This is a genomic window from Burkholderia sp. SR8 (assembly GCF_052851275.1).
The window spans coordinates 1-25,840 of record NZ_JAULUC010000013.1 but is presented as its reverse complement, the minus strand read 5'-3'; the positions used below and the strand labels follow the sequence as shown (position 1 = coordinate 25,840).

18 protein-coding genes are annotated in these 25,840 nt (G+C 68.7%); 6 read left to right on the top strand and 12 right to left on the bottom strand.

The genetic code is table 11. The features are described 5' to 3' along the window. Positions 1-6 precede the first annotated feature (6 nt). From Q3A80_RS17835 to xylA, 5 genes are all read right to left on the bottom strand, one after another. Positions 7-1,206, bottom strand: coding sequence for a sugar ABC transporter permease (locus Q3A80_RS17835; protein ID WP_446330245.1), 1,200 nt, complete (start codon positions 1,204-1,206; stop codon positions 7-9). Then, the gene (gene xylG / locus Q3A80_RS17830) at positions 1,203-2,762 is read right to left on the bottom strand and encodes a D-xylose ABC transporter ATP-binding protein (protein ID WP_446330244.1); all 1,560 of its coding nucleotides are present in this window, start codon (positions 2,760-2,762) and stop codon (positions 1,203-1,205) included. The genes Q3A80_RS17835 and xylG overlap by 4 nt, the downstream gene beginning before the upstream one ends. A gap of 101 nt (positions 2,763-2,863) precedes the next feature. After that, entirely contained in the window at positions 2,864-3,892 is a 1,029-nt protein-coding gene (gene xylF, locus Q3A80_RS17825) for a D-xylose ABC transporter substrate-binding protein (protein WP_446330243.1), read from the bottom strand. 87 nt (positions 3,893-3,979) lie between these two features. Further along, a complete protein-coding gene (gene xylB / locus Q3A80_RS17820) occupies positions 3,980-5,458 on the bottom strand; it encodes a xylulokinase (protein ID WP_446330242.1) in 1,479 nt (492 codons plus the stop codon). A gap of 4 nt (positions 5,459-5,462) precedes the next feature. Beyond that, the gene (gene xylA / locus Q3A80_RS17815) at positions 5,463-6,785 is read right to left on the bottom strand and encodes a xylose isomerase (protein ID WP_446330241.1); all 1,323 of its coding nucleotides are present in this window, start codon (positions 6,783-6,785) and stop codon (positions 5,463-5,465) included. Between the two features lie 266 nt (positions 6,786-7,051). On the opposite strand from xylA, the gene Q3A80_RS17810 reads away from it, so the two are divergent. From Q3A80_RS17810 to Q3A80_RS17795, 4 genes are all read left to right on the top strand, one after another. Beyond that, the gene (locus Q3A80_RS17810; protein WP_446330240.1) at positions 7,052-8,245 is read left to right on the top strand and encodes a XylR family transcriptional regulator; all 1,194 of its coding nucleotides are present in this window, start codon (positions 7,052-7,054) and stop codon (positions 8,243-8,245) included. Positions 8,246-8,272: 27 nt separating this feature from the next. Continuing rightward, a complete protein-coding gene (locus Q3A80_RS17805) occupies positions 8,273-9,361 on the top strand; it encodes an aldose epimerase family protein (RefSeq protein ID WP_446330239.1) in 1,089 nt (362 codons plus the stop codon). A 113-nt stretch (positions 9,362-9,474) separates the two neighbouring features. After that, positions 9,475-9,654 (top strand): hypothetical protein, encoded by a 180-nt coding sequence (locus Q3A80_RS17800; RefSeq protein WP_446330238.1) that lies wholly within the window; start codon positions 9,475-9,477, stop codon positions 9,652-9,654. Between the two features lie 142 nt (positions 9,655-9,796). Continuing rightward, positions 9,797-10,957, top strand: coding sequence for a glycoside hydrolase family 53 protein (locus Q3A80_RS17795; protein WP_446330237.1), 1,161 nt, complete (start codon positions 9,797-9,799; stop codon positions 10,955-10,957). 43 nt (positions 10,958-11,000) lie between these two features. On the opposite strand, the gene Q3A80_RS17790 is transcribed toward Q3A80_RS17795, so the two are convergent. From Q3A80_RS17790 to Q3A80_RS17765, 6 genes are all read right to left on the bottom strand, one after another. Continuing rightward, positions 11,001-12,290, bottom strand: coding sequence for a sugar efflux transporter (locus tag Q3A80_RS17790; protein WP_446330236.1), 1,290 nt, complete (start codon positions 12,288-12,290; stop codon positions 11,001-11,003). Between the two features lie 4 nt (positions 12,291-12,294). Continuing rightward, positions 12,295-14,265 carry a beta-galactosidase gene (locus Q3A80_RS17785; RefSeq protein WP_446330235.1) on the bottom strand — a complete coding sequence of 657 codons (1,971 nt, stop codon included), beginning with the start codon at positions 14,263-14,265 and terminating at the stop codon, positions 12,295-12,297. 35 nt (positions 14,266-14,300) lie between these two features. Further along, on the bottom strand, positions 14,301-15,152 hold the full coding sequence (locus Q3A80_RS17780) for a carbohydrate ABC transporter permease (protein ID WP_446330234.1): 852 nt from the start codon (positions 15,150-15,152) through the stop codon (positions 14,301-14,303). 11 nt (positions 15,153-15,163) lie between these two features. Continuing rightward, complete coding sequence (locus Q3A80_RS17775) at positions 15,164-16,081, bottom strand: carbohydrate ABC transporter permease (protein WP_446330233.1); 918 nt, start codon at positions 16,079-16,081, stop codon at positions 15,164-15,166. Between the two features lie 85 nt (positions 16,082-16,166). Further along, positions 16,167-17,405 carry an ABC transporter substrate-binding protein gene (locus Q3A80_RS17770; RefSeq protein ID WP_446330232.1) on the bottom strand — a complete coding sequence of 413 codons (1,239 nt, stop codon included), beginning with the start codon at positions 17,403-17,405 and terminating at the stop codon, positions 16,167-16,169. 63 nt (positions 17,406-17,468) lie between these two features. Next, a complete protein-coding gene (locus Q3A80_RS17765; protein ID WP_446330231.1) occupies positions 17,469-18,623 on the bottom strand; it encodes an ABC transporter ATP-binding protein in 1,155 nt (384 codons plus the stop codon). 262 nt (positions 18,624-18,885) lie between these two features. Here Q3A80_RS17765 and Q3A80_RS17760 point away from each other — a divergent pair, with 262 nt between their 5' ends. Beyond that, positions 18,886-19,899, top strand: a complete 1,014-nt coding sequence (locus Q3A80_RS17760; RefSeq protein WP_446330230.1) for a LacI family DNA-binding transcriptional regulator — start codon at positions 18,886-18,888, stop codon at positions 19,897-19,899. 52 nt (positions 19,900-19,951) lie between these two features. Further along, positions 19,952-20,506, top strand: a complete 555-nt coding sequence (locus tag Q3A80_RS17755; protein ID WP_446330229.1) for a kelch repeat-containing protein — start codon at positions 19,952-19,954, stop codon at positions 20,504-20,506. Positions 20,507-20,966: 460 nt separating this feature from the next. On the opposite strand, the gene Q3A80_RS17750 is transcribed toward Q3A80_RS17755, so the two are convergent. Continuing rightward, on the bottom strand, positions 20,967-25,840 hold a 4,874-nt coding region (locus Q3A80_RS17750), incomplete at its 5' end, for a beta strand repeat-containing protein (protein ID WP_446330228.1).

Genomic DNA, 25,840 nt, shown 5'->3' with positions numbered 1-25,840 from the left:
GGCGCGTCACCGCCGGTTCGACCGCGACACCACGTCGATCCACACGGCCAGCACCAGCACCGCGCCCTTGACGATCATCTGCCAGTACGCGTCGACGTCGAGCATCGACATCCCGTTGTCGAGGCTCGCCATCACGAGCGCGCCGATCAGCGCGCCGTAGACGGTGCCCGATCCGCCGCGCATCGACGTGCCGCCGATGAAGCACGCGGCGATCGCATCGAGCTCGCCCATCGTGCCCGCCGACGGCGAGCCGGCCGCGAGCCGCGCGGTATTGACGATACCCGCGAACGCGCACATCAGCCCCATCAGCGCGAAGATCGCGAGCTTCACGCGATCGGTGTCGACGCCCGACAGCCGCGTCGCCTCCAGGTTCGATCCGACCGCATAGATGCGCCGGCCGAACACCGTCTGCGTCGCGATCCACGAGAACACGCCGAGCAGCGCGAGCAACAGCAGCACGGGCACGGGGATGCCGCCGTAGCGGTCGAGCGTCGCGACGAACGCGAACAGCACGGCGCCGGCGCCGACGATCTTCGCGACGTCCTGCCACAGCGGCGCGACCGCGAGCCGGTAGCGGTGCCGCGTACCGCGCTGCCGCATGACGAGCAGCGCCACCAGCGCGAACAGCAGCACCGCGAGGCCGTCGCCGGCCGCGCGCGGCAGATAGCCCTGCCCGATGAACACGAAGCCGTCGGATACCGGTGCGATCGTCGAGCCGCCCGTCACGCCGAGCAGGATCCCGCGGAACGCGAGCATCCCGCCGAGCCCGACGATGAACGACGGCACGCGCCGGTACGTCGACCACCAGCCGTTGAACAGCCCGACCAGCACGCCGAGCGCGAGGACCGCCGGCACCGTCGCAACGACCGGCCAGTGGCGATTCACGTCGAGGATCGCGGCGACGCCGCCGAGCAGCCCGAGCAGCGAGCCGACCGACAGGTCGATCTCGCCCGCGATGATCACGAACACCATCCCGCACGCGAGCATCCCGGTGATCGACATCTGCCGCAGCAGGTTCGACACGTTGCGCGGCGTGACGAATGCGCCGTCGGTCAGCACCGAGAAAAACACCCAGATCGCCGCGACCGCGAACAGCAGCGCGAGCACCTTGTAGCGGACGAAGACCTGGCGCAGCGGATGGCCGCGCATGCGGCGCGCATCGGCGTCCGGCGGTACGGCGGAAGAGGAAGAAAGTTCGGTGTTCATGTCGCACTCGCTGCAATGGGTTCGGCCGGACGTCGCGCGGGCGTGAGCGCGGCGCCGAGAATCTGTTCCTGCGTGAGACCTTCGTTGACGAAATCGCCGCGCAGCTCGCCTTCGCCGATCACGAGCACGCGATCGGCGAGACCGAGCACTTCCGGCAGCTCCGACGACACGACGATCAGCGCGACGCCGCGTTTCGCGAGCGCGAAGATCAGCCGGTAGATCTCGGCCTTCGCGCCGACGTCGACGCCGCGGGTCGGTTCGTCGAGGATCAGCACCTGCGGGTCGGCCAGCAGCATCCGCGCGAGCACCGCCTTCTGCTGGTTGCCGCCGGACAGGCTCGCGATCGGCAGGAACGGGTGGGCGGCGCGCACCGACAGCCGCTGCATCTCGGTGCGGATCGCGTCGAGTTCGGCCGCCGCGTCGATCCGGCCGCGCGCGGCGAACCGGCGCAGCACGGACAGCGTGATGTTGTGGCCGACGCCGAGTTGCGGCACGATCCCGTGGCGCTTGCGATCCTCGGGCACCATCGCGATGCCCGCACGGATCGCATCGGCCGGCGCGCGGATCGCGAGCGGCCGGCCGTTCATGCGCACGCTCGCCGTGCTCGCGCCCGGATACGCACCGAAAATCGCCTGCATCAGCTCGGTTCGGCCCGCGCCGACGAGCCCGGCGACGCCGAGAATCTCGCCGCGCCGCACGCTGAACGACACGTCGTCGACGCGCTTGCGGCGCGGGTTCGCGACGTCGTGACAGGTCACGTTGCGCGCTTCCAGCACGACCTCGCCGATCTCGTGCGGCTCGCGCGGATACAGATTGCTGATCTCGCGCCCGACCATCATCGCGATGATCCGGTCGGTGGTCAGCGCGCGCATCGGCTCGGTCGCGACATGGCGGCCGTCGCGGATTACGGTCACGGTGTCGCATACCGCGTCGATCTCGTCGAGCTTGTGCGAGATGTACACGCATGCGACGCCGCGGCGCTTCAGGTCTCGCACGATGTCGAGCAGGATGCGCGTCTCGGCGGCACTCAGCGACGACGACGGCTCGTCGAGGATCAGCAGCTTCGCGCGTTTGTTCAGCGCCTTCGCGATCTCGATCAGCTGCTGGTGGCCACCGCCGTAGTTCATCACCGGCTGCGCGACGTTGATCGCGTCGATGCGCAGCTCGCGCAGCAGCGCTTCCGAGCGCCGCACCATTTCCGCGTAGTGCATGCGGCCGCCCGGCAGCGTGATCTCGTTGCCGAGGAAGATGTTCTCGGCGACCGACAGCTCCGGCACGAGCATCAGCTCCTGGTGGATGATCACGATGCCCGCGCGCTCGGTGTCGCGCACGCCGGACGCGACGAGCGGCGCGCCTTCCCAACGGATCTCGCCATCCCACGTGCCGTGCGGGTAGACGCCCGACAGCACCTTCATCAATGTCGACTTGCCGGCGCCGTTCTCGCCGCACAGCCCGACGCATTCGCCGGGGCGCACGGTCAGGTCGATGCCGTCGAGCGCCTTCACGCCGTCGAATGCCTTGACGATGCCGCGCATCGTCAGCAGGGGTTCGGTCATACGTTCATCGTCTCGTGAGGTGCGCGCGGCGGCCCGCATGACTCCGCTCGTACCCGGCTGGCCGCACCGGGCCGGCCGCGCGCACCGTGCCGATCACGCCGTTACTGGCTCGCCAGCTGGGCCTGGGTGTAGAAGCCGTCCTTCACGACGACGTCGACGTTGCGCTTGGTCAGCAGCGTCGGCTGCAGCAGCACCGTGTCGACCTTCTTCTTGCCGTTGTCGTACTGCGCGTTGAACGCGGGCTTCGTGCCCTTCGCGAGATCGACCGCGAGCTTCGCGGCTTCGCTCGCGATCAGCTTCAGCGGCTTGTAGACGGTCATCGTCTGCGTGCCGGCGATCACGCGCTTCACGGCCGCGAGGTCCGCATCCTGCCCGGACACCGGCACCTTGCCGGCCAGATGCTGCGCGGCGAGCGCCTGGATCGCGCCGCCTGCGGTGCCGTCGTTCGACGCGACGATCGCGTCAATCTTGTTGTTGTTCGCGGTCAGCGCATCCTCGACGATGCGCAGCGCGGTCGACGCGCTCCATTCGGGCACCCACTGCTGGCCGACGACCTTGATGTCGCCGCGATCGATCGCCGGCTTGAGTACCTTCAGCTGGCCTTCGCGCAGCATCTTCGCGTTGTTGTCGGTCGGCGCGCCGCCGAGCAGGAAATAGTTGCCCTTCGGCTTCGCCGCGAATACGCCCTGCGCCTGCAGTTCGCCGACCTTCTCGTTGTCGAACGAGATGTATGCATCGACGTCCGCGTCGAGGATCAGGCGGTCGTACGACACGACCTTGATGCCGGCCTTCTTCGCTTCGGCGACCACGTTGCCGAGCGTCTTCGAGTTGAACGGCACGATCACGATCACGTCGACGCCGCGCGAGATCAGGTTCTCGATCTGCGAGATCTGCCGCTCCTCGCTCGCGTCGGCCGACTGCACCGACACCTTCGCGCCGAGCTTCGTTGCGGCTGCAACGAAATAGTCGCGATCGCGCGACCAGCGCTCGACACGCAGGTCGTCGATGCAGAAGCCGATCTCGGGCTTGTCCTTGCTCGCGTGCGCGAGCGGCGTGCCCAGCGCGAGCATCGCCAGCGCAGCGGCGCCGGCAAGCGAACTCAATACGGTACGACGCGTCACGGATTTCATTGTCTCCACTCCTTGTTATGGAACCACGTCACCAATGCCGGACGGCCGCCGGAATGGGCCGCCCGCATCGAGTCACTGCAACGCGCGTCACGCGCCCGTTGCAAACACCGGTTCGAGCGCGCGGTAAAGCGCGCGAAACGTCGGCCGCCGCGCGTCGCGATACCACGCATGCCGCGCACGATCCGGCTCGCGCACCGCGACGATCGGCGGTTGCGGACACACGTCCGCCAGCCGCGCATCGGGTTCGAGCGCGAGGTGCGCGAGCCGTGCGGCGCCGAGCGCCGGGCCGACCTCGCCGCCCGCGCGCAGCGTCAGCGCGCGGCCGCTCAGGTCGGCGAGCATCTGCGTCCAGTACGCGCTGCGCGAGCCGCCGCCGATCACCGTGATGCCGTCAGGCGCGAGCCCGGCCGCGTGCAGCGCGTCGATCCCGTCGAGCAGCGCGAAACCGACGCCTTCGAGCGTCGCGTTCGCGAGATCCGCGCGCTGCGTGTCGGGCGTGAGCCCATAGAACACGCCCTTCGCATTCACGTCGTTGTGCGGCGTGCGCTCGCCGCTCAGGTACGGCAGGAACCACGGCCGGCTGGTGCGCGCGTTCGTTTCGGCATCGGCGAGCAGCGCCGCGACGCCGTCGTAGCCGGCCAGCTGCGCGGTGAAGTCGATGCAGCCGGCCGCGTTCAGCATCACCGACATCAGATGCCACGTATCGGGCAGCGCGTGGCAGAAGCTGTGCACCGCCGATTCGGGGTTCGCACGAAATCCGTCCGACACCGCGAAATAGACGCCGGACGTACCGAGCGACAGCAGCGCATCGCCGGGCCGCACGATCCCGACGCCCACTGCGCCGGCCGCGTTGTCGCCGCCGCCCGCGACCACCGGAATCTCCCGCAGTCCGAGCGCGCGCGCAACGGCCGGCAACAGCGTGCCCGTCACGCGGTTGCCCTCGAACACCGCCGGCATCTGCGCGCGCGACAGCCCGCACACGGCGAGCAGCGTGTCGTCGTAGTCGCGCTTCGCGACGTCGAGCCACAGCGTGCCCGCGGCATCCGACGGATCGGTTGCGAACGCGCCGGTCAGCCGGTAGCGCAGATAGTCCTTCGGCAGCAGCACGTACGCGACACGAGCGAACACGCCGGGCTCGTGGCGGCGCACCCACAGCAGCTTCGGCGCGGTGAAGCCCGGCATCGCGATGTTGCCGGCGACCGTGCGCAACGCGGGGGCGAGCCGCTCCAGCTCCGCGCATTCCGCATCCGCGCGGCCGTCGTTCCACAGGATCGCGGGACGCAGCACGTCGCCGTGCTCGTCGAGCAGCGTCGCGCCGTGCATCTGGCCGGTCAGCCCGAGCGCGGCGATGTCGCGCGCATCGATGCCGGCCGCGCGGGCTTCGTCGACGACGGCGGCAAGCGCGCCGCACGCGGCGTCCCACCAGTCGTGCGGCGCCTGTTCGGACCAGCGCGGCTGCGGCCGGCTGACCGTCAGCGGGCGGCTCGCGCTCGCCCGCACCGCGCCGTCGCGGTCGAGCAGTACGGCTTTCACGCCCGACGTGCCGAGATCGAGTCCGAGATACATGATGTCAGCGCAGCCCGTAGATCGCCTGGTTCACGATGTTCTCGAGCCGCTCCTGCGCGCCGCTCGCATGCCGCGGATCGACGCCGCGCGCGAGCGCATCGTCGGCGAGCGACTGCAGCGTATAGCCGCCCGACAGGATCTTGCGGCCGAACGCATCGTCCCACTGCGCGTAACGCTGCCGGCGCAGCGCATCGAGCCGGTCGTTCTCGACCAGCACCGCCGCGCGTTCGAGCGCGAGCGCGAGCACGTCGATCGCGCCGACGTGGCCGTAGAACAGATCCTCCGGATCGACGCTCTGGCGCCGCACCTTCGCGTCGAAGTTCATCCCGCCGGTCGTGAAGCCGCCGTGGCGCAGGATTTCGTAGAACGCGAGCGTCAGCTCCTCGACGCTGTTCGGGAACTGGTCGGTGTCCCAGCCGTTCTGCGGATCGCCGCGGTTCGCGTCGACGCTGCCGAACACGCCGAGCGCGAACGCATTCGCGATCTCGTGATGGAACGAATGGCCGGCGAGCGTCGCGTGGTTCGCCTCGATGTTCACGCGGATCTCGTTCTGCAGTCCGTACTGCACGAGGAAGCCGTGCACGGTCGCGACGTCGTAGTCGTACTGGTGCTTGGTCGGCTCCTGCGGTTTCGGCTCGATCAGCAGCGCGCCGGTAAAGCCGATCCGGTGCTTGTGCTCGACGACCATCGACAGGAACCGTGCGAACTGGTCGCGCTCGCGCTTCAGGTCGGTATTGAGCAGCGTCTCGTACCCTTCGCGGCCGCCCCACAGCACGTAGTTCTCGCCGCCGAGCCGGTGCGTCGCGTCGAGTGCATGGCGCACCTGCGTCGCGGCCCATGCGAACACGTCGGGGTTCGGGTTCGTCGCGGCGCCCGCCGCGAAGCGCGGATGCGAGAACAGGTTCGCGGTGCCCCACAAGAGCCGCACGCCGCTCGCCTGCTGGCGCTCGCCGAGATAGTCGACCATCCGCGCGAAATTCGCCGCGTACTCGCGCAGGCTGTCGCCTTCCGGTGCGACGTCGGTGTCATGGAACGTGTAGAACGGCGTGCCGAGCTTCGAGAAGAATTCGAATGCGGCATCGGCCTTCATCCGCGCGCGTTCGAGCGCGTCGCCCGGCTGCTGCCACGGGCGCTGAAACGCGCCTTGCCCGAAGATGTCGTGCCCCGGCCACACGAACGTGTGCCAGTAGCAGACCGCGATCCGCAGATGCTCGGCCAGCGTCTTGCCGAGCACGCGCTTCTCGGGGTCGTAGTAGTGGTAAGCCAGCGGGTTGTCCGACTGCGGACCTTCGTAGCGAATCGCGGGAATGTGTTCGAAATACGACATGGCGTCTCCGTGCAGGGTCTTGTTGCAGCGCAACGCGCGTCGCGGCGACGCACGCTGCCTGATCCGGTTGGCTGGATCGTGCCCGCGCGCCTGCCGGCCGGCAATTGCGAAATTGCGCAGCCCGCGTAATGTTTCTTGCCAGCCGCGCTCGCGCGGCGCGCGTTCCGTCCTACAATCGCCGGACACCTGACGATCGCGCGGCGCGTGACGAGCGCGCCCCGGAGACAACGGCACGAAGCCCGCGCGGCACGCGCCCCGAGACAGCAATGACCCGCACTCCTTCCGCCCAGACGCCGCACCGCATCGCGCTGCTGTTCAACGCGAACAAGGTCTACGATCGCGAGATCATCGCGGGCATCGGCCAGTACCTGCATACGACGCGCGTCGTGTGGGACCTGTTCCTCGAAGACGACTTCCGCTGCCGGCTCGCCGGCATCGAGCGCTTCGACGGCGACGGCATCATCGCGGACTTCGACGATCCGGCCGTCGCCGACGCGCTCGCCGGCTCGCCGCTGCCGATCGTCGCGGTCGGTTCGTCATACGAGGATCCCGCGCAGTATCCGGTGGGCGTCCCATATATTGCGACGGACAACCCGAAGCTCGTGTCGCTCGCGTACACACACCTGATCGGCGCGGGCCTCGCGCATTTCGCGATGTACAGCCTGCCGGTCGCGCAGGAGAACCGCTGGGCGCAGCAGCGGGAACTCGCGTTCGACCGGCTCGCGCGGGCCGACGGGCTCGATGCGCCGATCTACCGCGGGCTGTCGACGAGCGCGTCGGGGTGGAATCACGCGATCGAGCAGCTGATCGGCTGGCTGCATGCGCTGCCGAAGCCCGTCGGCGTGATCGCCGTCACCGATGCGCGCGCGCGGCACCTGCTGCAGGCGTGCCTGATCGCCGGCATCGCGGTGCCCGAACAGGTTGCGATCATCGGCATCGACAACGATCCGCTCACGCGCACGCTGACGCGCATTCCGCTGTCGTCGGTGATCCAGGGCACCGAGGAAATGGGCCGCACGGCCGCGCACCTGCTGCACCGGATGCTGCGCGGTGCGCGTTTTCCCGGACAGCGCATCCTCGTGCCGCCGGTCGGCATCAACGTGCTCGAATCGACGCGTCATCAGCCGCTCGCGAGCCCGCACGTGATGCGCGCGCGGCACTTCATCCGGCAGTACGCGTGCCAGGGCATCAAGACCGAACAGGTCGCCGACTATGTCGGCGTGTCGCGCTCGCTGCTCGAGGAACACTTCCGGCGCGAGCTGCAGCGCACCGTGCACCAGGAGATCCTGCGTCACAAGCTCGAGGCCGCGCAGGCGCTACTCGCGGCACGGCATGCGTCGAGCGCGGAAGTCGCGATCCGCTGCGGCTTCACGTCGTTGCAGTACATGCATGCGGTGTTTCGCCGCGAACTCGGCTGCACGCCGCGCGAATACCAGGAGCGCACCGCGCCCGCCCACTGAATTCACCGCCCACGAGCGAACCCACTCATGCGTATCGATACCGATTCTTCCCGTCCGGCGTCCGACGTCGGCCGCATTCCGTCCGAGCCGTGGGGCACGCTGCCCGGCGGCGACCCGGTACGGCGCTATACGCTGCGCAATGCGCACGGCATGCGCGTCGTCGTCAGCGATCTCGGCGCGACCGTCGTGTCGTGGCTCGCGCCCGACCGCACCGGGCGGCTCGCCGATATCGTGCTCGCGCACGACACGCCGGCCGGCTACGTCGAATCGGGTGCGTACCTCGGCGCGACGGTCGGCCGCTGGGCGAACCGGATCGCGGGCGCGCGCTTCTCGCTCGACGGCGTCGACTACCCGCTCGACCGCAACGAAAACGGCAACCTGCTGCACGGCGGCGCCAGCGGCTTTCATCGTGCCCGCTGGGACGTGATCGACGATCGCGACGGGCTGACGCTGCGGCTCGAGTCGCCGGAAGGCGACGCGGGATTTCCCGGCAACGTGAGCGTGCAGGTGCGTTACACGCTCGACGACGACGGCACGCTGACGATCGACTATGCGGGCGTGACCGATGCGCCGACGCCGCTGAACCTGACCAATCACAGCTACTTCAACCTGAGCGGACGCGCGGGCAGCGACGTGCGCGGCCATCTGCTGCAGATCGACGCCGATGCGTTCGTCGAAGTGGACGACGCATTGATCCCGACCGGCACGGCCGACGTGACGGGCACCGCGTTCGATTTCCGGCAGAGCGCGCCGATCGGCGCGCGGCTCGACTGGCCGCATGCGCAGCTCGTACGCGGACGCGGCTTCGATCATTGCTACGTGCTGCGCGACCCGGAGCGCGGCGTGCGGGCCGTCGCTTCGATCTACGATCCGGAAAGCGGTCGCGAGCTCGCCGTGTCGACGGATCAGCGCGGGTTGCAGCTGTATACCGGCAACTATCTCGATGGCGTGCGCGTGAGCGGCGGTGTGTCGTGCGTGCGGCATGCGGCGCTGTGCGTCGAGGCCGGGTTCTTTCCGAACCAGGTCAACATGGACGCGTTGCGCGACGAAACCATTCTTCATCCGGGCGACACTTATCGGCAGACGACGCGGTATCGGGTCGGGGTTCGCGGGTAGTCGATACGTCCGGTGAATTGTCTCGCCGATCGTGCGGCCGGTCATGGAGGTGATCGGTCGGCGCGCCGGTAGCGCGCAGCGGTCTTCGCGCCGCGCGTGCCTGCGCTCGACGTGTGAACGATAGCGAATCGCGGCCGGTGCCGCTCATTCGCTCGTTCGCCCCGTTCGCCTCGTTCGCCTCGTTCGCCTCGTTCGCCTCGTTCGCCTCGTTCGCCTCGTTCGCCTCGTTCGCCTCGTTCGCCTCGTTCGCCTCGTTCGCCTCGTTCGCCTCGTTCGCCTCGTTCGCCAGATAGTAGGCAACGCACGCGTTCTTTGCGTCCGCGTCGGCTGCTGCGCTACGCTCGTTTCGGCTTCACGTCGAAGCCGAAATTTAAGCGCTTAAACCGCAAAGCCCGCGCTCATGAAACCGACCGGGCCGAACAATGGAGGATGACGATGAACAGACGATCGATGTTGCGCTGGAGTGTGTCGACCGCGGCGCTCGCATGTGTCGACCTGGCCGGCACGTTGCCGGCCTTCGCGCAGGGTGCGTCGCGCGCCGCAAGTGGTGCGCCGTTGGCGATGGGCGCCGACGTATCGACGCTGCCCGAACTCGAGGCACACGGCGCGCAGTTCTTCGACCGCGGGCATGCACGCGACTGCCTGAAGATCCTGCACGCGCACGGCGTCGATTCGATCCGCATCAAGGTCTGGAACGATCCCGGCAACCCGGATTTCTTCCCCGCGAACCAGAGCGATGCCGCAGGCTACAACAATGCCGCGCACGTCGTCGCACTCGCGAAGCGCGCGGCCGCGCTCGGGATGCGCATCCTGATCGATTTCCACTACAGCGACTGGTGGGCCGACCCCGGCAAGCAGTATCCGCCGCATGCGTGGGCCGGCAAGAATCTCGCCGATACGTGCGCGCTGCTGTCGGCCTATACGACCGATGTGCTGCGCCGGCTGCAGCGCGCCGGCGTGCGGCCCGAGTGGGTGCAGATCGGCAACGAGATCACGGGCGGCATGCTGTGGCCGCTCGGCCGCTACGATCAGTGGGACAACCTCGCGCAACTGCTGAAGACGGGCCACGACGCGGTGAAGGCGGTGGATCCGCGGATCAAGGTGATGCTGCACATCGACAGCGGCGGCGACAACGGAAAAAGCCGCTGGTGGTTCGACAGCGCGACGCAGCGCGGTGTCGCGTTCGACGTGATCGGCCTGTCGTATTACCCGCAGTGGCAAGGCTCGCTCGACGACCTGCGCAACAACGCGAATGACCTCGCGGTGCGTTACGACAAGGATTTGATCGTCGTCGAGACTGCGTACCCGTGGACCACCAGCGACGGCGACTCGGAGCCGAACGCGATGACGAATACCGGTTCGACGCCGTTCCCGCCGTCGCCGGCCGGGCAGGCGCAATTCCTCGCGGCGGTCGTCGATATCGTGAAGGGCGTGCCGGGCAATCGCGGCAAGGGCGTGTTCTGGTGGGAGCCGGAATGGATTCCGACGCCGGGTGTGGGCTGGAAGGTCGGCGCGGGCGATCAGTGGGACAACAACACGCTGTTCGACTTCCACGGCAACGCGCTGTCGTCGCTCGACGCGTATCGTCGGCGTTGACGCGTCGCCGCATCGCGCCTTCACCGCACCGGCGCATGCCGCGTCAGTGCGGTGTATCGAACCGGCGTCGCGCGGACGCCGTCGTGCCGCCCGCACCGCGCTGCTCGCCGCGCGCATCGCGGGCGAGCAGCACGCACGCCACGAGCGCGAGCCCGCAGCACCCGATGAACGTCGCGCGATAGCCGAACAGGTCGACGGATGCACCCGACAGCACGCCCGACGCAATCGAACCGACGCGCGCGGTGCTGAAGAACATCGCGGTCGCGGTGCCGGGGCGCGTGGGCATCAGGTCGCATACGCGCGTCATCCCGAGGCACGACGTGATCGCGACCACGCACGCGCTCAACAGTTGCAGCGGCAGGATCATGTCGACCCGCGTGATCGCCGCGAGCCCGATGAAATACAGCGCATGCACGAGCGCGCAAGCGGTCAGCCAGCGTGCCTTGTCGAGCCGCGTCGAACGGATGCCGAGCCACAGCATCATCGGAATCTCGAGCAACGCGGCGAGGCCCAGTGCGGCCGACACGTTCGCCGGCGTGCCGCCGAGCGCACGCACGATGTAGAGCGGCAGCACGATCATCGTCGCGTTCGCCGCGAGCCCCATCAGCGTCAGCGCGACGAGGGTGCGCATCACGCTGGCGGGCGGCGCGGCGACGGCCGCAGCACGCGCATCATCCGGTAGAGGCACAGCTCGGTCCATTGCTTGCACATGAGCAGCGGCAGGCCGCCGCGCGTGCTCCGGAATCCGCGCGACGATCACCGCGCAGGCGACGAACCCCGCGGAAGCCGCAAGAAAGAGCCCGGTAAAGCCCGCCTGCGCGAGAATCAGCGCACCGAGCGCCGGACCGAACACCCACGCGACCGACAGCATCGTGCGCAGCGCGGCCGATGCAAGCTCGCGCTGCGCGTCGTCGGCAACCGGCAGCACCGCGCGCGCGAACGAGAAGATCTGCGACAGCGACACGGCGCCCGCGCCGAGCAGGATCGTGCCGGCCGCGATCACGGGCCCGTGTGCGCGCAGCACGCAGAGCAGCGCGAAGCCGAGCGCGGCAGCCACGAGCGATGCCACGAGCAGCGGCCTGTGCCGGTCGCGACGATCGGACCAGCGCCCGGCCCACGTGCTCGCGACGACGCCGCTCGCCGCGATCAGCGTCATGAAGACGCCGGCGAGAAACGGCGACATCCCCGCCGCTTCCACGCCGAACAGCGACAGGTACGGCGCCGTAAACGACATCGCGACGCCGAGCATCAGCGCCGCCGCGGACAGCGGGACGAAGTACGCGATCCCGGCGAGGCGCGCGAAGTGCAACTGCAGAGACCGCAACGACTGCATCGCGTCAGTCCGGCTCGACCCATGCGGCCACGTCGACCGCGCCGAGCTCGCGGCTGCCGAGCACGAAGCGCGCACCGTCCGGCACGGGCAGCATGCACGGCGCGTCGCCGTAGTTGAACGCGAACGTTACGCGCCCGCGTCGCCGCAACCGCACACCGTCCGGCAGCGCGCGCACCGGAACGCCGGCATCGCGTGCGCAGCGGGCGACGATCGCGCGCAACAGCGTCCGGTCGAAACAGGCGGTCGCCATCGTCACGTGACCACGCCGCACGAGCGCGGGCACACCGTCGTCGCATGCGGCGAGCACGTCGACGCCGGGTGCCTCGTCCATATCGACGTGATCGCGCCATTTCAGCGCATGACCGTCGACGCCGTCGAACGACACGCGCGCAGCAAGCGACGGCCGCAGCGACTCGACCTGGCCGATCCGCACCGGCAGCAGGTCGCGCAGCTTGCCCGGTGCGAGGCCCGGGGCGATCGCGAATTCCGCGGTGCGCGAACCCGTGCGCGGCCCGAACAGCCACTGTGCGGTGCCGCTCGCGACCTGCTCGACGATGCGATCCGTGACGACCGGCAGCGTCGGTGCGACGACGAACGCGTAACGCGACACGTCGGCGCCGGCCGCGACGATATCGACGTCGAGCCCGAGCTCGCGCAGCGCGCGATACCAGTCGAACGCATGCTGCTGATAGTCGAAATCGGCGCCGTGCGGCTGGATCCGAATCATCCAGTCGGCCTCGTAATCGAACAGCAGCGCGACACGCGCCGGCCCGCGGCTCGCATCGACGAGCGCGGGATCCAGCGCGGCCAGTTCGCGCGCGACGTGCGCCACTTCGTGGCCGCCCGGCGACAGACGGTCGTCCGGTGCGTTGAGCCCCGAGTGCAGTTGCTCCTGCGCGTGCGGATACTGCCGCCAGCGGAAATACGACACGAGCTCCGCGCCGTGCGCAAACGCTTCCCACGTCCACAGGCGCACCGCACCCGCGTGCGGCACCGGGTTGTACGGCCCCCAGTTGACGGGGCCCGCCTGTTGCTCCATCACCCACATCCGGCCGTTGCCGACACCGCGATAGAGATCATGCGAGAACGCCGACACGTCCGGATGCCCGGTGCGAGCCCAGCGCCGCTTGTCCGCTTCGTCGAACGGCAGCACTTCGGTACGCGGCACCGGATAGCTGTCCCACGCGGCGACATCCAGCCCGCCGCGCGCGAACGCGTAGTGATCGAATTCGGTGAAAAAGCCCATGAAGTTGTGCAGCACGTCGCGGCCCGGCGCGTGCGGACGGATCGCGTCGACCTGCACCGCATGGAATCGCGCGACCTCGTCCGACTGGTAGCGCCGGAAATCGAGCAGATGCGCGGGATTCGCATCGGTCGGCGTATGGCGCGGCAGTTCGATCTCGTCGAAGCCGCGATACTCCATGCTCCAGAACACGTTGCCCCACGCGCGGTTCAGCGTGCCGATATCGCCGTAGCGCACGGCGAGCCACGCACGGAAGCCTTCGAGCGCCGCCCGCGTATAGCTCGGCAGCGTGTTGTGGCAGCCGAGCTCGTTGTCCGTCTGCCATGCGATCACGGCAGGATGCGCGCCGTAGCGCCGCGCCATTGCGTCGACGATGCGCACGCAATGCTCGCGATACACGGGACTCGCGATGTCGTAATGGCGACGCGAGCCGAACTGCCACACCGCGCCGTCCGCGCCGGCCGGCAGGATCTCCGGATGGCGATCGACGAGCCATTTCGGCGGCGCGGCGGTCGGCGTGCCGAGCACGATCTTCAACTGCTGGCCGGCGAGCGTATCGACAGCTTCGTCGAGCCACGCCCAGTCGTAGCGGCCGGGCTCCGGCTCCATCCGGCTCCATGCGAACTCACCGATGCGCACGCGGGTCAGGCCGAGTTCGGCCATCCGGCGTGCATCGCGCTCCCATTGTTCGCGCGGCCAGTGTTCGGGGTAATAGCAAACGCCGAGGTACATCGTGGATTCCTTGCAGAAGAAAGAGGATGGACGGGTCAGCCCTTGGTCGCGCCGAACGTGAGCCCCGCGACGAAGTGCTTCTGCATCGCGAAGAACATCAGCACCGACGGCAGCGCGGCGAGCACGGAGCCGGCCGACACGATGTTCCAGGCCGTCGTCCACTGCCCTTTCAGCGCGGCGACGCCGACGGTGATCGGCGCCGCGTCGTCGCCTTGCGTGAGGCACAGTGCCCAGAAGTAGTCGTTCCATACGAACGTGAACACGAGGATCGCGAGCGCCGCGAGCGCGGGCCGCACGAGCGGCAGCACGACGCGCCAGTAGATCGCCCACTCGGACGCGCCTTCGACGCGCGCCGCCTCGATCAGCTCGAACGGCAGCTCGCGGATGAAGTTGCGCAGGAACAGCGTGCAGAAGCCGGTCTGGAACGCAGTGTGGAACAGCACGAGCGCCCACACGGTGTTGTACAGGCCGACGCCGAGCATGATCTGCCGCACCGGGATCATCAGGATCTGGATCGGCACGAAGTTGCCTGCGACGAACAGGCCGAGCAGCACGAGATTGCCGCGGAACCGGTAGTTCGCGAGCGCGTGCCCGGCGAGCGACGCGAGCAGGATCGACGCGGCGACCGACGGCACCGTGATCAGAATGCTGTTCGCGAAGTAATGGAGCATCGGCGTCTGCGTGAGCGCGGTGCCGTAGTTGTCGACGAGCGCAAACTGCTTGGGCCAGTCCCAGTAATGACCGGCCACGATCTCGTCGGTCGAACGGATCGACGTGACGAGCACCGCGAGCAGCGGCACGAGCCACAGCGCGAGCGCGCACGGCAGCGACAGCCGGTACAGCAGGCGGGCGGGACGTCCCCAGCGGGACACGGGCATCGGATACATGTTGGTGATCCTTACGATTCCACGCGGACCAGCTTGCGCAGCTGCCACGCGATATAGACGAGCATGATCGCGAACAGCACGACTGCGATCGCGGCCGAATAGCCTTCGCGGTAGTACTTGATCGCCTGGTCGACCATGAAGTACGCAAGCACGGTCGAGCTGTCGAACGGGCCGCCGCCCGTCATCACCGAAATCAGGTCGAAGCTGCGCAGCGCGCCGATCACCGTCAGCACGACCGCCATGAAGGTCGCGGGCCGCAGCTGCGGCAGGATCACGTGCCACAACAGCGTGAAGCCGCGCGCGCCTTCCATCCGCGCCGCTTCGACGATCTCGCCGTTGATGCCGGTCAGCCCGGTGAGGTACAGGATCATGCAGAACGGAATCTGCGGCCACAGCGCGGCGGCGATCACGCCGTAGGTCGCATAGCGCGGATCGCCGAGCACCGGAATCCCGTGGCCGACGATCAGCTTCAGCAGCCCGAACGTCGGGTCGTAGAACCACGAGAACACGAGGCCGACCACCACGCCCGGCAGCACGAACGGCGCGAAGAACAGCGACTTCACGAGCCGGATCCCGAACACGTTCTGGTTCAGGTACAGCGCGAACGCGAGGCCGAGCGGCGGTGCGGCGAGGAACAGCAGGAGCCACAGCACGTTGTTCTTCAGCGCGACGTAGAACGTATCGGACTGCAGCAGCTCGCGGTAGTTGTCGAGCCCCGCGTACGTCATCGGCGTCATTCCGTCCCAGTGATGGAAGCTCAGCCAGATGCTGCTGACGATCGGATACAGCACGAACACGGTGAAGAGCGCGAAACCCGGCAGCACGAACCACAGGGCCGCGCGGTTGCGCCGCCGCGCGAGCGACGCGCGCGCATGCCGCTGCGGGCCGGCATCGCGGCGCGCGGCGCTTTCGGACAGGCTGGTTGACATGTAATGACCTTCGATGAAACGAACGAAACGGACGTGGCGGTGACGAAGCACCGGACCGGCATCGCCGGCCCGGCCGCGCGGCGCGCTACTTCCGGTAGATGCGCTTGCGGGTCTGCTCGAGGCGCTGCAGGATCGCATCGAGCTGCGTCGGGTCGGACAGGAACTGCTGCATCGCCTTCATGCCCTCGTCCGCCATTTCCTTCGTCATGTCGCGGTCGTAGAACTGCGCGATGCCGCCCGGCGTCGTCGCGAGCGTATGGAAGCCGATCCTCGAGATCGGATCCTGCGGCTCGGGCGCCTTGTTGTTCGACGGCAGCTGCCCCATTCCCTTCGCGAACTCGCCGTTGACCGCCGGCTGCCCCATGAACGCGAGGAAGCGTCGCGCATCGGCCTTGTTATGCGCTTTCGCCGGCACGATCAGCACGTTGACCGGACCGTCCTCGGCGAGCGGCACCGACGCGTCGATCACCGGGAAGCGGAAGAAGCTGATTGGGCTGCGCGTCGCGCTCAGGAGTCCTGCCGAATACCAGGTGCCCATCAGCGTCATCGCGGCCTGCCCGTTGACGATCAACGGGCTCAGCGAATCGACGTCGTAGGACAGCGCGTTGTCGATGAAATACTTGTCGTCGATCAGCTTCTTCCATGCCGCGTACACGGCACGCACACGCGGATCGGTATAGGCGACGTCTCCGGCCATCAGCTTCTGGTGGAACGCGTAGCCGTTGATCCGCAGATCGAGGTAGTCGAACCACGCAGCGAGCGTCCATGCATCGCGTGCCGCCACCGCGATCGGCGCGATGCCGGCGGCCTTCAGCTTGCGGCATGCGTCGAGAAACTGCGGCCAGTCGGCCGGCTCGCCGTGAATGCCGGCCTTCTCGAACAGGTCCTTGCGGTAGAACAACCCGTATGCGTCGTAACCGAGCGGCAGGCTGTAGAGCTTGCCGCCGTAGGTCGACGACTGCTTGACTGACGCATACGTGTCGTTCCAGCCGTTCTTCTGCCAGTCCGCGCTCAGGTCCTCGATCAATCCACGCTTCGCGAAATACGCAAGCCGCTCGCCGTTGTTCCAGCTCAGCACGTCGGGCGGATCGGTCGCGAGCCAGCCGGACATCTGCACCTTGTACGCCTCCTCGCCGACGTAGCTGATCTTCAGGTCCACGTCCGGATTCGCCTTGTGGAACTGGTCGAACACCGCCTGCCACGTCGCGCGCTGGTTGCCGCGCGCGGCCACGTTCACTTTCAGCGTACCCGCGTCGGCCATGCCCGCGGTGAAGGCCGCGGCAGTCGTCAGGGCAAGCAGCAGTCGGCTCGCACGAAGTCTCATCGTTGTCTCCTGGTATTGGTGTGATGGGTGCCGCGTCGCGCGCGGCCGGACTCGCCGCGCCCGCTATGCGAACGCCGCTTCGGCGTGAAGCGCCGGCACCGCGATGCCGGCTTCGTCGAACAGATGGCAGCGCGACGGCGCCACGTGAAACGCATGCCGCTCGCCGCGCCGCAACGCAGCCTGCCCCGGCAGTTTCGCGAGCAGCGGCACGCCGCCGGGCTGGTCGAGGTGCACGTAGGCGGCTTCGCCGAGTTGCTCGACCAGCGCGACGTCGCGCACGATCGCCGACAGGTCGGCATCGCCGGACGCAACGACCGTCAGATGCTCCGGACGAATCCCGAGCGTCACGCGCGCGCCGCGGCCGACGTGGCGTGGCAGCGGACGATCGCGCAGCATCAGCGTTTCGCCGGTGCCTTCCAGCGTCAGCCGGCAGCCGTGCGCATCGCCCGCTTCGACCACGGCCGGCAGGAAGTTCATCCGCGGCGAGCCGATGAAGCCCGCGACGAAGCGATTGGCCGGCCGGTGATACAGCTCGAGCGGCGCGCCGGCCTGCGCGATGCTGCCGAAACGCGCGACGTCGTCGCCCGCATGCAGCAGCACGATCCGGTCGGCCAGCGTCATCGCCTCGATCTGGTCATGCGTGACGTACACCGAACTCGATTGCGTGAAGCGCGCGTGCAGCCGCGCGATTTCGACGCGCGTCTGGCCGCGCAGCGTCGCGTCGAGATTCGACAGCGGCTCGTCGAACAGGAACACGCGCGGCTCGCGCACGATCGCGCGGCCGATCGCGACGCGCTGCCGTTGCCCGCCCGACAACGCCTTCGGCTTGCGATCGAGCAGCGCTTCAAGCTGCAGCACGCGCGCGGCCTCGGTCACGCGGCGGCGGATCTCGTCCTTCGGCGTGCCGGCGATCCGCAACCCGAAACCGATGTTGTCGAACACGGTCATGTGCGGAAACAGCGCATAGCTCTGGAACACCATCGCGACGCCGCGCTCGGCGGGCGGCGTATCGTTCATCCGCGCGCCGCCGATCCGCAGCTCGCCGTCGGTCACGTCCTCGAGCCCGGCGATCATTCGCAGCAGCGTGGACTTGCCGCAGCCCGACGGACCGAGAAACACGCAGAACTCGTGCGACGCGATCTCGAGGTTCACGTCGCGCAGCACCGGCGCGTGGTCGCCGTAGCGCTTCGAGACATCCTTCAATGAAATGGCGGTCATCGCGCTCTCCTCACGCCGGTCGCATGCATCGCACGGATCGCACAGATCGCACGGATCGCACGCGAAAATTTAAACGCTTAAATTTCGATGGCGCGATTCGCCCGGTTCGCCGTACCATGTCGTCTCCTTCCTCTGATGTGTCGAGAAATTAGCGTATCGGCTGTCCCTGTGCAACTTGTGGGACACACTCCCAGAATATGAGCAGACACTCCCTCGCTTCAGTTCCGCTGCACCACGCTGCCCGGCCGACCGGAGGCCGCGCATGGTGACGCTCGCGCAGGTTGCGCAGCGCGCGAACGTCACGGCGGCCACCGTCTCGAACGTGCTGCGCAATCCGCAGAAGGTGAAACCGGCCACCGTCGAGCGCGTGATGGCGGCGATCCGCGAACTCGGCTATCGGCCGAACCTGACCGCGCGCGCGCTCGCCGAGGGCCGCACGTCGACGCTCGCGCTGATGCTGTCGAACATCACGAACCCGTTCTATCCGGAGTTCGTGCTGGCCGCCGAACGCGAGGCGCGCAAGCGCGGCCACTACCTGCTCGTGTCCAATACCGACGACGATCCGGCGATCACGCGCAACTACCTCGAGCGGATCGCGGGCACGCTCGCGGCCGGCGCGATCGTGATGAACACCGATCTCGCCGAAGCGGAACTCGCGGACATCGCGCGTCACGGCGCATCGATCGTGCTGTGCATGTGGGAGCACGTGCATGCGTCGCGCACGCTGCCGTGCGTGACCGTCGATTTCGCGGCGGCGGGCGCGCTGGCGGCTGCGCATCTGTCCGGGCTGCGCCATCGTGCGTTCGGCGCGCTCGTCGGAAAGGGGTCGGGCGGTCCGCAGTCGGTGCGCCTGCGCGGTTTCGCCGACGAACTCGCGGCGCGCGGCCATTCGGCCGACGCGCTGACGACCGTGTCGGCGCACGATTCGATCGAAGGCGGCTACGAAGCGGCCGCCGCGCTGCTGCAGGAGAAACCCGGCGTGACCGCGCTGTTCGCGACCAACGACCTGATGGCGATCGGCGCGATGCAGGCCGCTGCCGATCTCGGGTTGCGCGTGCCGGCCGATCTGTCGGTAGTCGGCATGACCGATATCCAGCTCGCGCACCAGTTCCGCCCCGCGCTGACGACGGTGCGGTTCCCGACCGCGCAGATCGCCGCACGGGCGATCGCATTGACGCTCGACATGATCGACGAAATCGAGCCGGCCGCGGCCGTGCATACGATCGGAGCGCCCGAGCTCGTGGTGCGCGAATCGACCGCGACGGCGCCGGACTGATGGTTCGATATGCGCGCGTTGCCGCGTGTGGCATGCCGCGTATGCGTCGGGAATGAATGGCGTGGCGTCGGTCGGCAAGCGCGACGCCCGTACCGTCCAGCGCCTTCCATTGAACCGCATCGGCGAATTGCTGGCGTGGTTCGTTCGATCGACACCTGCTACGCGTCGCGGTATTGCGTGTGGCTGTTCCCGCACCTCACCTTTTTATTCGCACCGCCAACACACCGCGACGCCACTGTCCGACGGAACCGTACTCGTCGCAGGAGGCACGAGCGGCAGCGCTATCTTCCAAAGGACCGAGTTGTATCGTGCCGACTCGAAGACTTGGGAACCCGTGGGCGACATGGAAGTTGCGTGCAATCAGCACACGGCCACACGGTTACCCGACGGAAGCGGGCTTGTCGCAGCTGGCTTTGGCTACCAGGCGGGCACCAACCGCACCGAGCTGTACCACCGCCGCTCGAAGACCTGGGGGCCCGCAAGCGACATGATCGTTAAACGCCGAGGTCACACCGCGACGCTGTTGCACGACGCCACCGTGTTAGTTGCCACCGGCATTGCAGACATCGACAGTTCGACCGCCAGTGCCGAAATGTACGTCCCGTAATGGACCGCGCTAGTGAAACTACCTTGGTCGTTCGAGCAATATCAAGCCCGCTGCGAGCGGGTTTTTTCACGTGCCACGGATGTGCTACAGCACGGGGCGGGAGCCTTACTGGATAAGTCTTCCGTATATCACTCCATCCCACTGAACCATGAGACGGGACTTTGGTGCGGCAGGTGAACGCGTTCGTCCGCGTCGCGCCTGACGTCATCCGACGGCGACGGAAAGCGGCACATCGCCACCTTCGAAGCACGGCGAACCGATGCGGGCGGGAAGAGATCGGGAAGCTCGAGATGGCGGCATCCGATGCTGCGGCTCCCCAAAACGCAAAATGGCGCGTCACCGCGACAACGCCGCGCGATTCGACATGATTCGTCGTTTCGCGGGCGTCACGGGTGACGCGCCTGACGCGTGAAGATTGGCGGCCGCCCGAAGCATGCGGCGGCCGCGGTATCGACGTCGCCTACTTCTTGATCACCGGGACGGTGAGCGAAGTGACGAGCGACGTCACGGGTGCCAGCAGACCGCCCGACGCGCTACCTCCCCCTTGCGCGGAATTGCCGTTCAGCGAAACCGCCAGTGCGGGAACGACGCCGGCCACCGAGCCGACAGCCGAACCGACCGACTGCACCGCCGCGTTGGCGATCGTCGCGCCGCCGGAGATGAGCGCCCCGGCGGCGTTCGTCACCCCGCCGACCGCACCGGCTGCCGTGCCGCCGTTGAGCGCGACGCTCAGTGCCGGAAGCGTTCCGGCGACCGCGCCCGCGGTGCCCGTCACGGTGTGTGCGAGCGAGCCCGTCAGGCCAGTGGTGACCGTCGCGAGCGAGCCCGCCGCACCGGTGGCGCCGGAGAGCGCACCGGTGCCCGAGCCGACGACGTTGCCGGCGCCACCCGTGGCGGATCCGATCAACGACGTGACGGTCGATGCGATCGGTGTGATCGCTGCGGTGCCGCTGCCGGCGATGCCGGTTACCGCGCCGGGCGCCGCGCCGATCGCACCGGTGGCTGCGCCGACCGGCAACGAGCCACCGAGATTGCCGACGATGCTCGTGATCGGCGTGATCAGCGCGCCGCCGTTGCCCGCGACTCCGGTGACGGCGTTGACGACGCCCGGGCCGGCGTTGGCGACCGTGCCGACGATGCCGCCGAGACCGCCAAGGCCACCGGTCACGCCACCGACACCACCCGCTGCGCCTGCCAGCGTTCCGACTGCGCCGGTTGCCGCGTTGCCCACCGTGCCAACGATGCCACCGAGACCGTCAAGGCCACCGGTCACGCCACCGACACCACCCGCTGCGCCGGCCAACGTTCCGACTGCGCCGGTTGCCGAGTTAGCGACCGTACCAACGACACCACCGAGACTGCCAAGGCCACCGGTCGCGCCTCCGCCGACACCACCTGCTGCACCGGCCAACGTTCCGACTGCACCGGTTGCCGCGTTGGCCACGGTGCCCACGATGCCACCGAGACCGCCGGTCGCGCCACCGACACCACCCGCTGTGCCAGCCAGCGTTCCGACTGCGCCAGTTGCCGAGTTGGCAACCGTGCCGACGATGCCACCGAGACCACCGGTCGCGCCGCCCACACCGCCCGCTGCACCAGCCAGCGTTCCGACTGCGCCAGTTGCCGAGTTGGCGACCGTGCCAACGATGCCACCGAGACCGCCGGTCGCGCCGCCGACACCACCCGCTGCGCCAGCCAGCGTTCCGACTGCGCCAGTTGCCGAGTTGGCTACCGTGCCAACAACGCCGCCGAGGCCGCCGGTCACGCCGCCGGCACCGCCCAGCGCGCCGACCAGCGTTCCCGCTGCGCCAGTTGCCGTATTGCCGACCGCACCCACGATGCCACCGAGACCGCCGAGGCCACCGGTCGCGCCGCCGCCGACACCGCTCACTGCACCGGCCAACGTCCCGACTGCGCCGGTTGCCGAGTTGCCGACCGCGCCCACGACGCCGCCGAGACCGCCCGCTGCGCCAGCCAACGTTCCGGCTGCGCCAGTTGCCGAGTTAGCTACCGTGCCAACGATGCCACCGAGGCCGCCAGTCGCACCGCCAGCACCGCCCAGGGCACCGGTCACCGTTCCAACTGCACCCGTTGCCGTGTTACCCACCGTGCCAACGATGCCACCGAGACCGCCGGTCACGCCGCCAGCACCACCCAGTGCACCGGTCAGCGTTCCGACTGCACTCGTTGCCGTGTTCGCTACCGTGCCGACAACACCGCCGAGACCGCCGGTCCCGGCGCCGACGCCACCCAGTGCGCCAGTCAGCGTCCCGACTGCACCCGTCGCCGTGTTCGCTACCGTTCCGACAACGCCGCCAAGGCCGCCGGTCCCGCCGCCAACACCGCCCAGTGCGCCAGTCAGTGTTCCGACTGCACCCGTTACCGTGTTCGCTACCGTTCCGACAACACCGCCGAGACCGCCGGTCCCACCGCCGACGCCACCCAGTGCGCCAGTCAGCGTGCCGACTGCACCCGTCGCCGTGTTCGCTACCGTTCCGACAACGCCGCCAAGGCCGCCGGTCCCGCCGCCAACACCGCCCAGTGCGCCAGTCAGCGTTCCGACTGCACCCGTCGCCGTGTTCGCGACCGTTCCAACAACGCCGCCGAGGCCGCCGGCCCCGCCGCCGACACCACCCAGTGCGCCGGTTACCGTGCCAACCACGCCACCAAGACCACCGGTCGGATCACCGACACCACCCAAGGCACCCGTCACCGTACCGACTGCACCGCTTGCCGCGTTGCCCACTGTCCCGACAACACCGCCGAGACCGCCGGTCCCGCCGCCAACACCACCCAGAGCGCCAGTCAATGTCCCGACTGCACCCGTCGCCGTATTCGCCACCGTGCCGACGACACCACCGAGGCCGCCAGTCCCGCCGCCAACACCGCCCAGCGCGCCAGTCAGCGTGCCGACTGCACCCGTTGCCGTGTTCGCGACCGTTCCGACAACGCCGCCGAGACCGCCGGCCCCGCCGCCGACGCCACCCAATGCGCCGGTTACCGTGCCAACCACGCCACCAAGACCACCAGTCGGATCACCGACACCACCCAAGGCACCCGTCACCGTACCGACTGCGCCGCTTGCCGCGTTGCCCACTGTCCCGACAACACCGCCGAGACCGCCGGTCCCGCCGCCAACACCGCCCAGTGCGCCAGTCAGCGTGCCGACTGCACCCGTTGCCGTATTCGCGACCGTGCCGACAACACCGTCGAGGCCGCCCGTCGGATTGCCACCACCGATGCCACCCAGGGCACCGGTTACCGTGTCAACCACGCCACCAAGACCACCGGTCGGATCGCCGACGCCACCCAGGGCACCCGTCACCGTACCGACTGCGCCGCTTGCCGCGTTGCCCACTGTCCCGACAACACCGCCGAGACCGCCGGTCCCGCCGCCAACACCGCCCAGTGCGCCAGTCAGCGTTCCCACTGCACCCGTCGCCGTATTCGCGACCGTGCCGACAACACCGTCGAGGCCACCGGTCCCGCCACCAACACCGCCCAGTGCGCCGGTCAGCGTGCCGACCGCACCGGTTGCCGTGTTCGCCACCGTTCCGACGACGCCACCGACGCCGCCAGTCCCGCCACCGATGCCACCCAGCGCGCCGGTTACCGTACCGACCACACCACCGAGACCACCGGTCGGATTGCCGACACCGCCCAAGGCACCCGTTACCGTACCGACTGCGCCGCTGGCCGCGTTGCCCACTGTTCCGACGACGCCACCGAGACCACCGGTCCCGCCACCGCCGACACCGCCCAGTGCGCCGGTCAGGGTTCCGACTGCACCCGTCGCCGTATTCGCTACCGTGCCAACCACGCCACCAAGGCCACCGGTCGGATCGCCGCCACCACCCAACGCACCCGTCACCGTTCCCACTGCACCGCTTGCCGCGTTGCCCACCGTCCCGACGACGCCACCAAGGCCACCAGTCGGATTGCCACCGCCGATGCCGCCCAATGCACCGGTTACGGTACCGACCACACCACCAAGCCCGCCGGTCGGATCACCGACACCGCCCAAGGCACCCGTCACCGTTCCCACTGCGCCGCTTGCCGCGTTACCCACTGTCCCGACGACGCCACCGATGCCACCAGTCGGGTTACCACTACCGATGCCGCCCAGTGCACCGGTTACCGTACCGACCACACCACCGAGACCGCCGGTCGGATCACCGACACCACCCAGGGCACCCGTCACCGTACCGACTGCGCCGCTTGCCGCATTACCCACCGTCCCGACAATGCCGCCGAGACCACCGGTCCCGCCGCCGACACCGCCCAGTGCGCCAGTCAGCGTTCCGACTGCACCGGTGGCCGTGTTCGCGACCGTGCCGACGACGCCACCGAGACCACCAGTCGGGTTGCCACCACCGATGCCACCCAGGGCACCGGTTACCGTGCCAACCACACCACCAAGCCCGCCGGTCGGATCACCGACACCGCCCAGGGCACCCGTCACCGTTCCGACTGCACCGCTTGCCGCATTGCCCACCGTTCCGACGACGCCACCGAGGCCACCGGTCCCGCCGCCGCCGACACCGCCCAGTGCGCCAGTCAGTGTTCCGACTGCGCCCGTCGTCGTGTTCGCTACCGTGCCGATAACACCGCCGAGGCCGCCAGTCGGATTGCCGCCACCGATGCCACCCAGTGCGCCGGTTACCGTACCGACCACACCGCCAAGACCGCCGGTCGGATCGCCGACACCACCCAACGCACCCGTCACCGCACCCACTGCACCGCTTGCCGCGTTGCCCACTGTCCCGACGACGCCACCGAGGCCACCAGTCGGGTTGCCGCCACCGATACCACCCAGTGCACCGGTTACGGTACCGACCACACCACCAAGCCCGCCGGTCGGATCGCCGACACCGCCCAGGGCACCCGTCACCGTGCCGACTGCACCGCTTGCCGCGTTGCCCACCGTCCCGACGACATCACCAAGGCCACCAGTCGGATTGCCACCGCCGATGCCACCCAGTGCGCCGGTCACCGTGCCAACCACACCACCGAGACCGCCGGTCGGATTACCGACACCGCCCAAGGCACCCGTCACCGTACCGACTGCGCCGCTTGCCGCGTTGCCCACCGTCCCGACGACATCGCCCAGCCCGCCAGTCCCACCACCGCTCCCGCCGCCGACGCCACCCAGTGCGCCAGTCAGCGTTCCGACTGCACCCGTTGCCGTGTTCGCGACCGTGCCAACGACGCCACCGAGACCGCCAGTCGGATTACCACCACCGATGCCACCCAGTGCACCGGTTACCGTGCCAACCACACCACCGAGACCACCGGCCCCGCCGACACCGCCCAGGGCGCCCGTGACCGTACCGA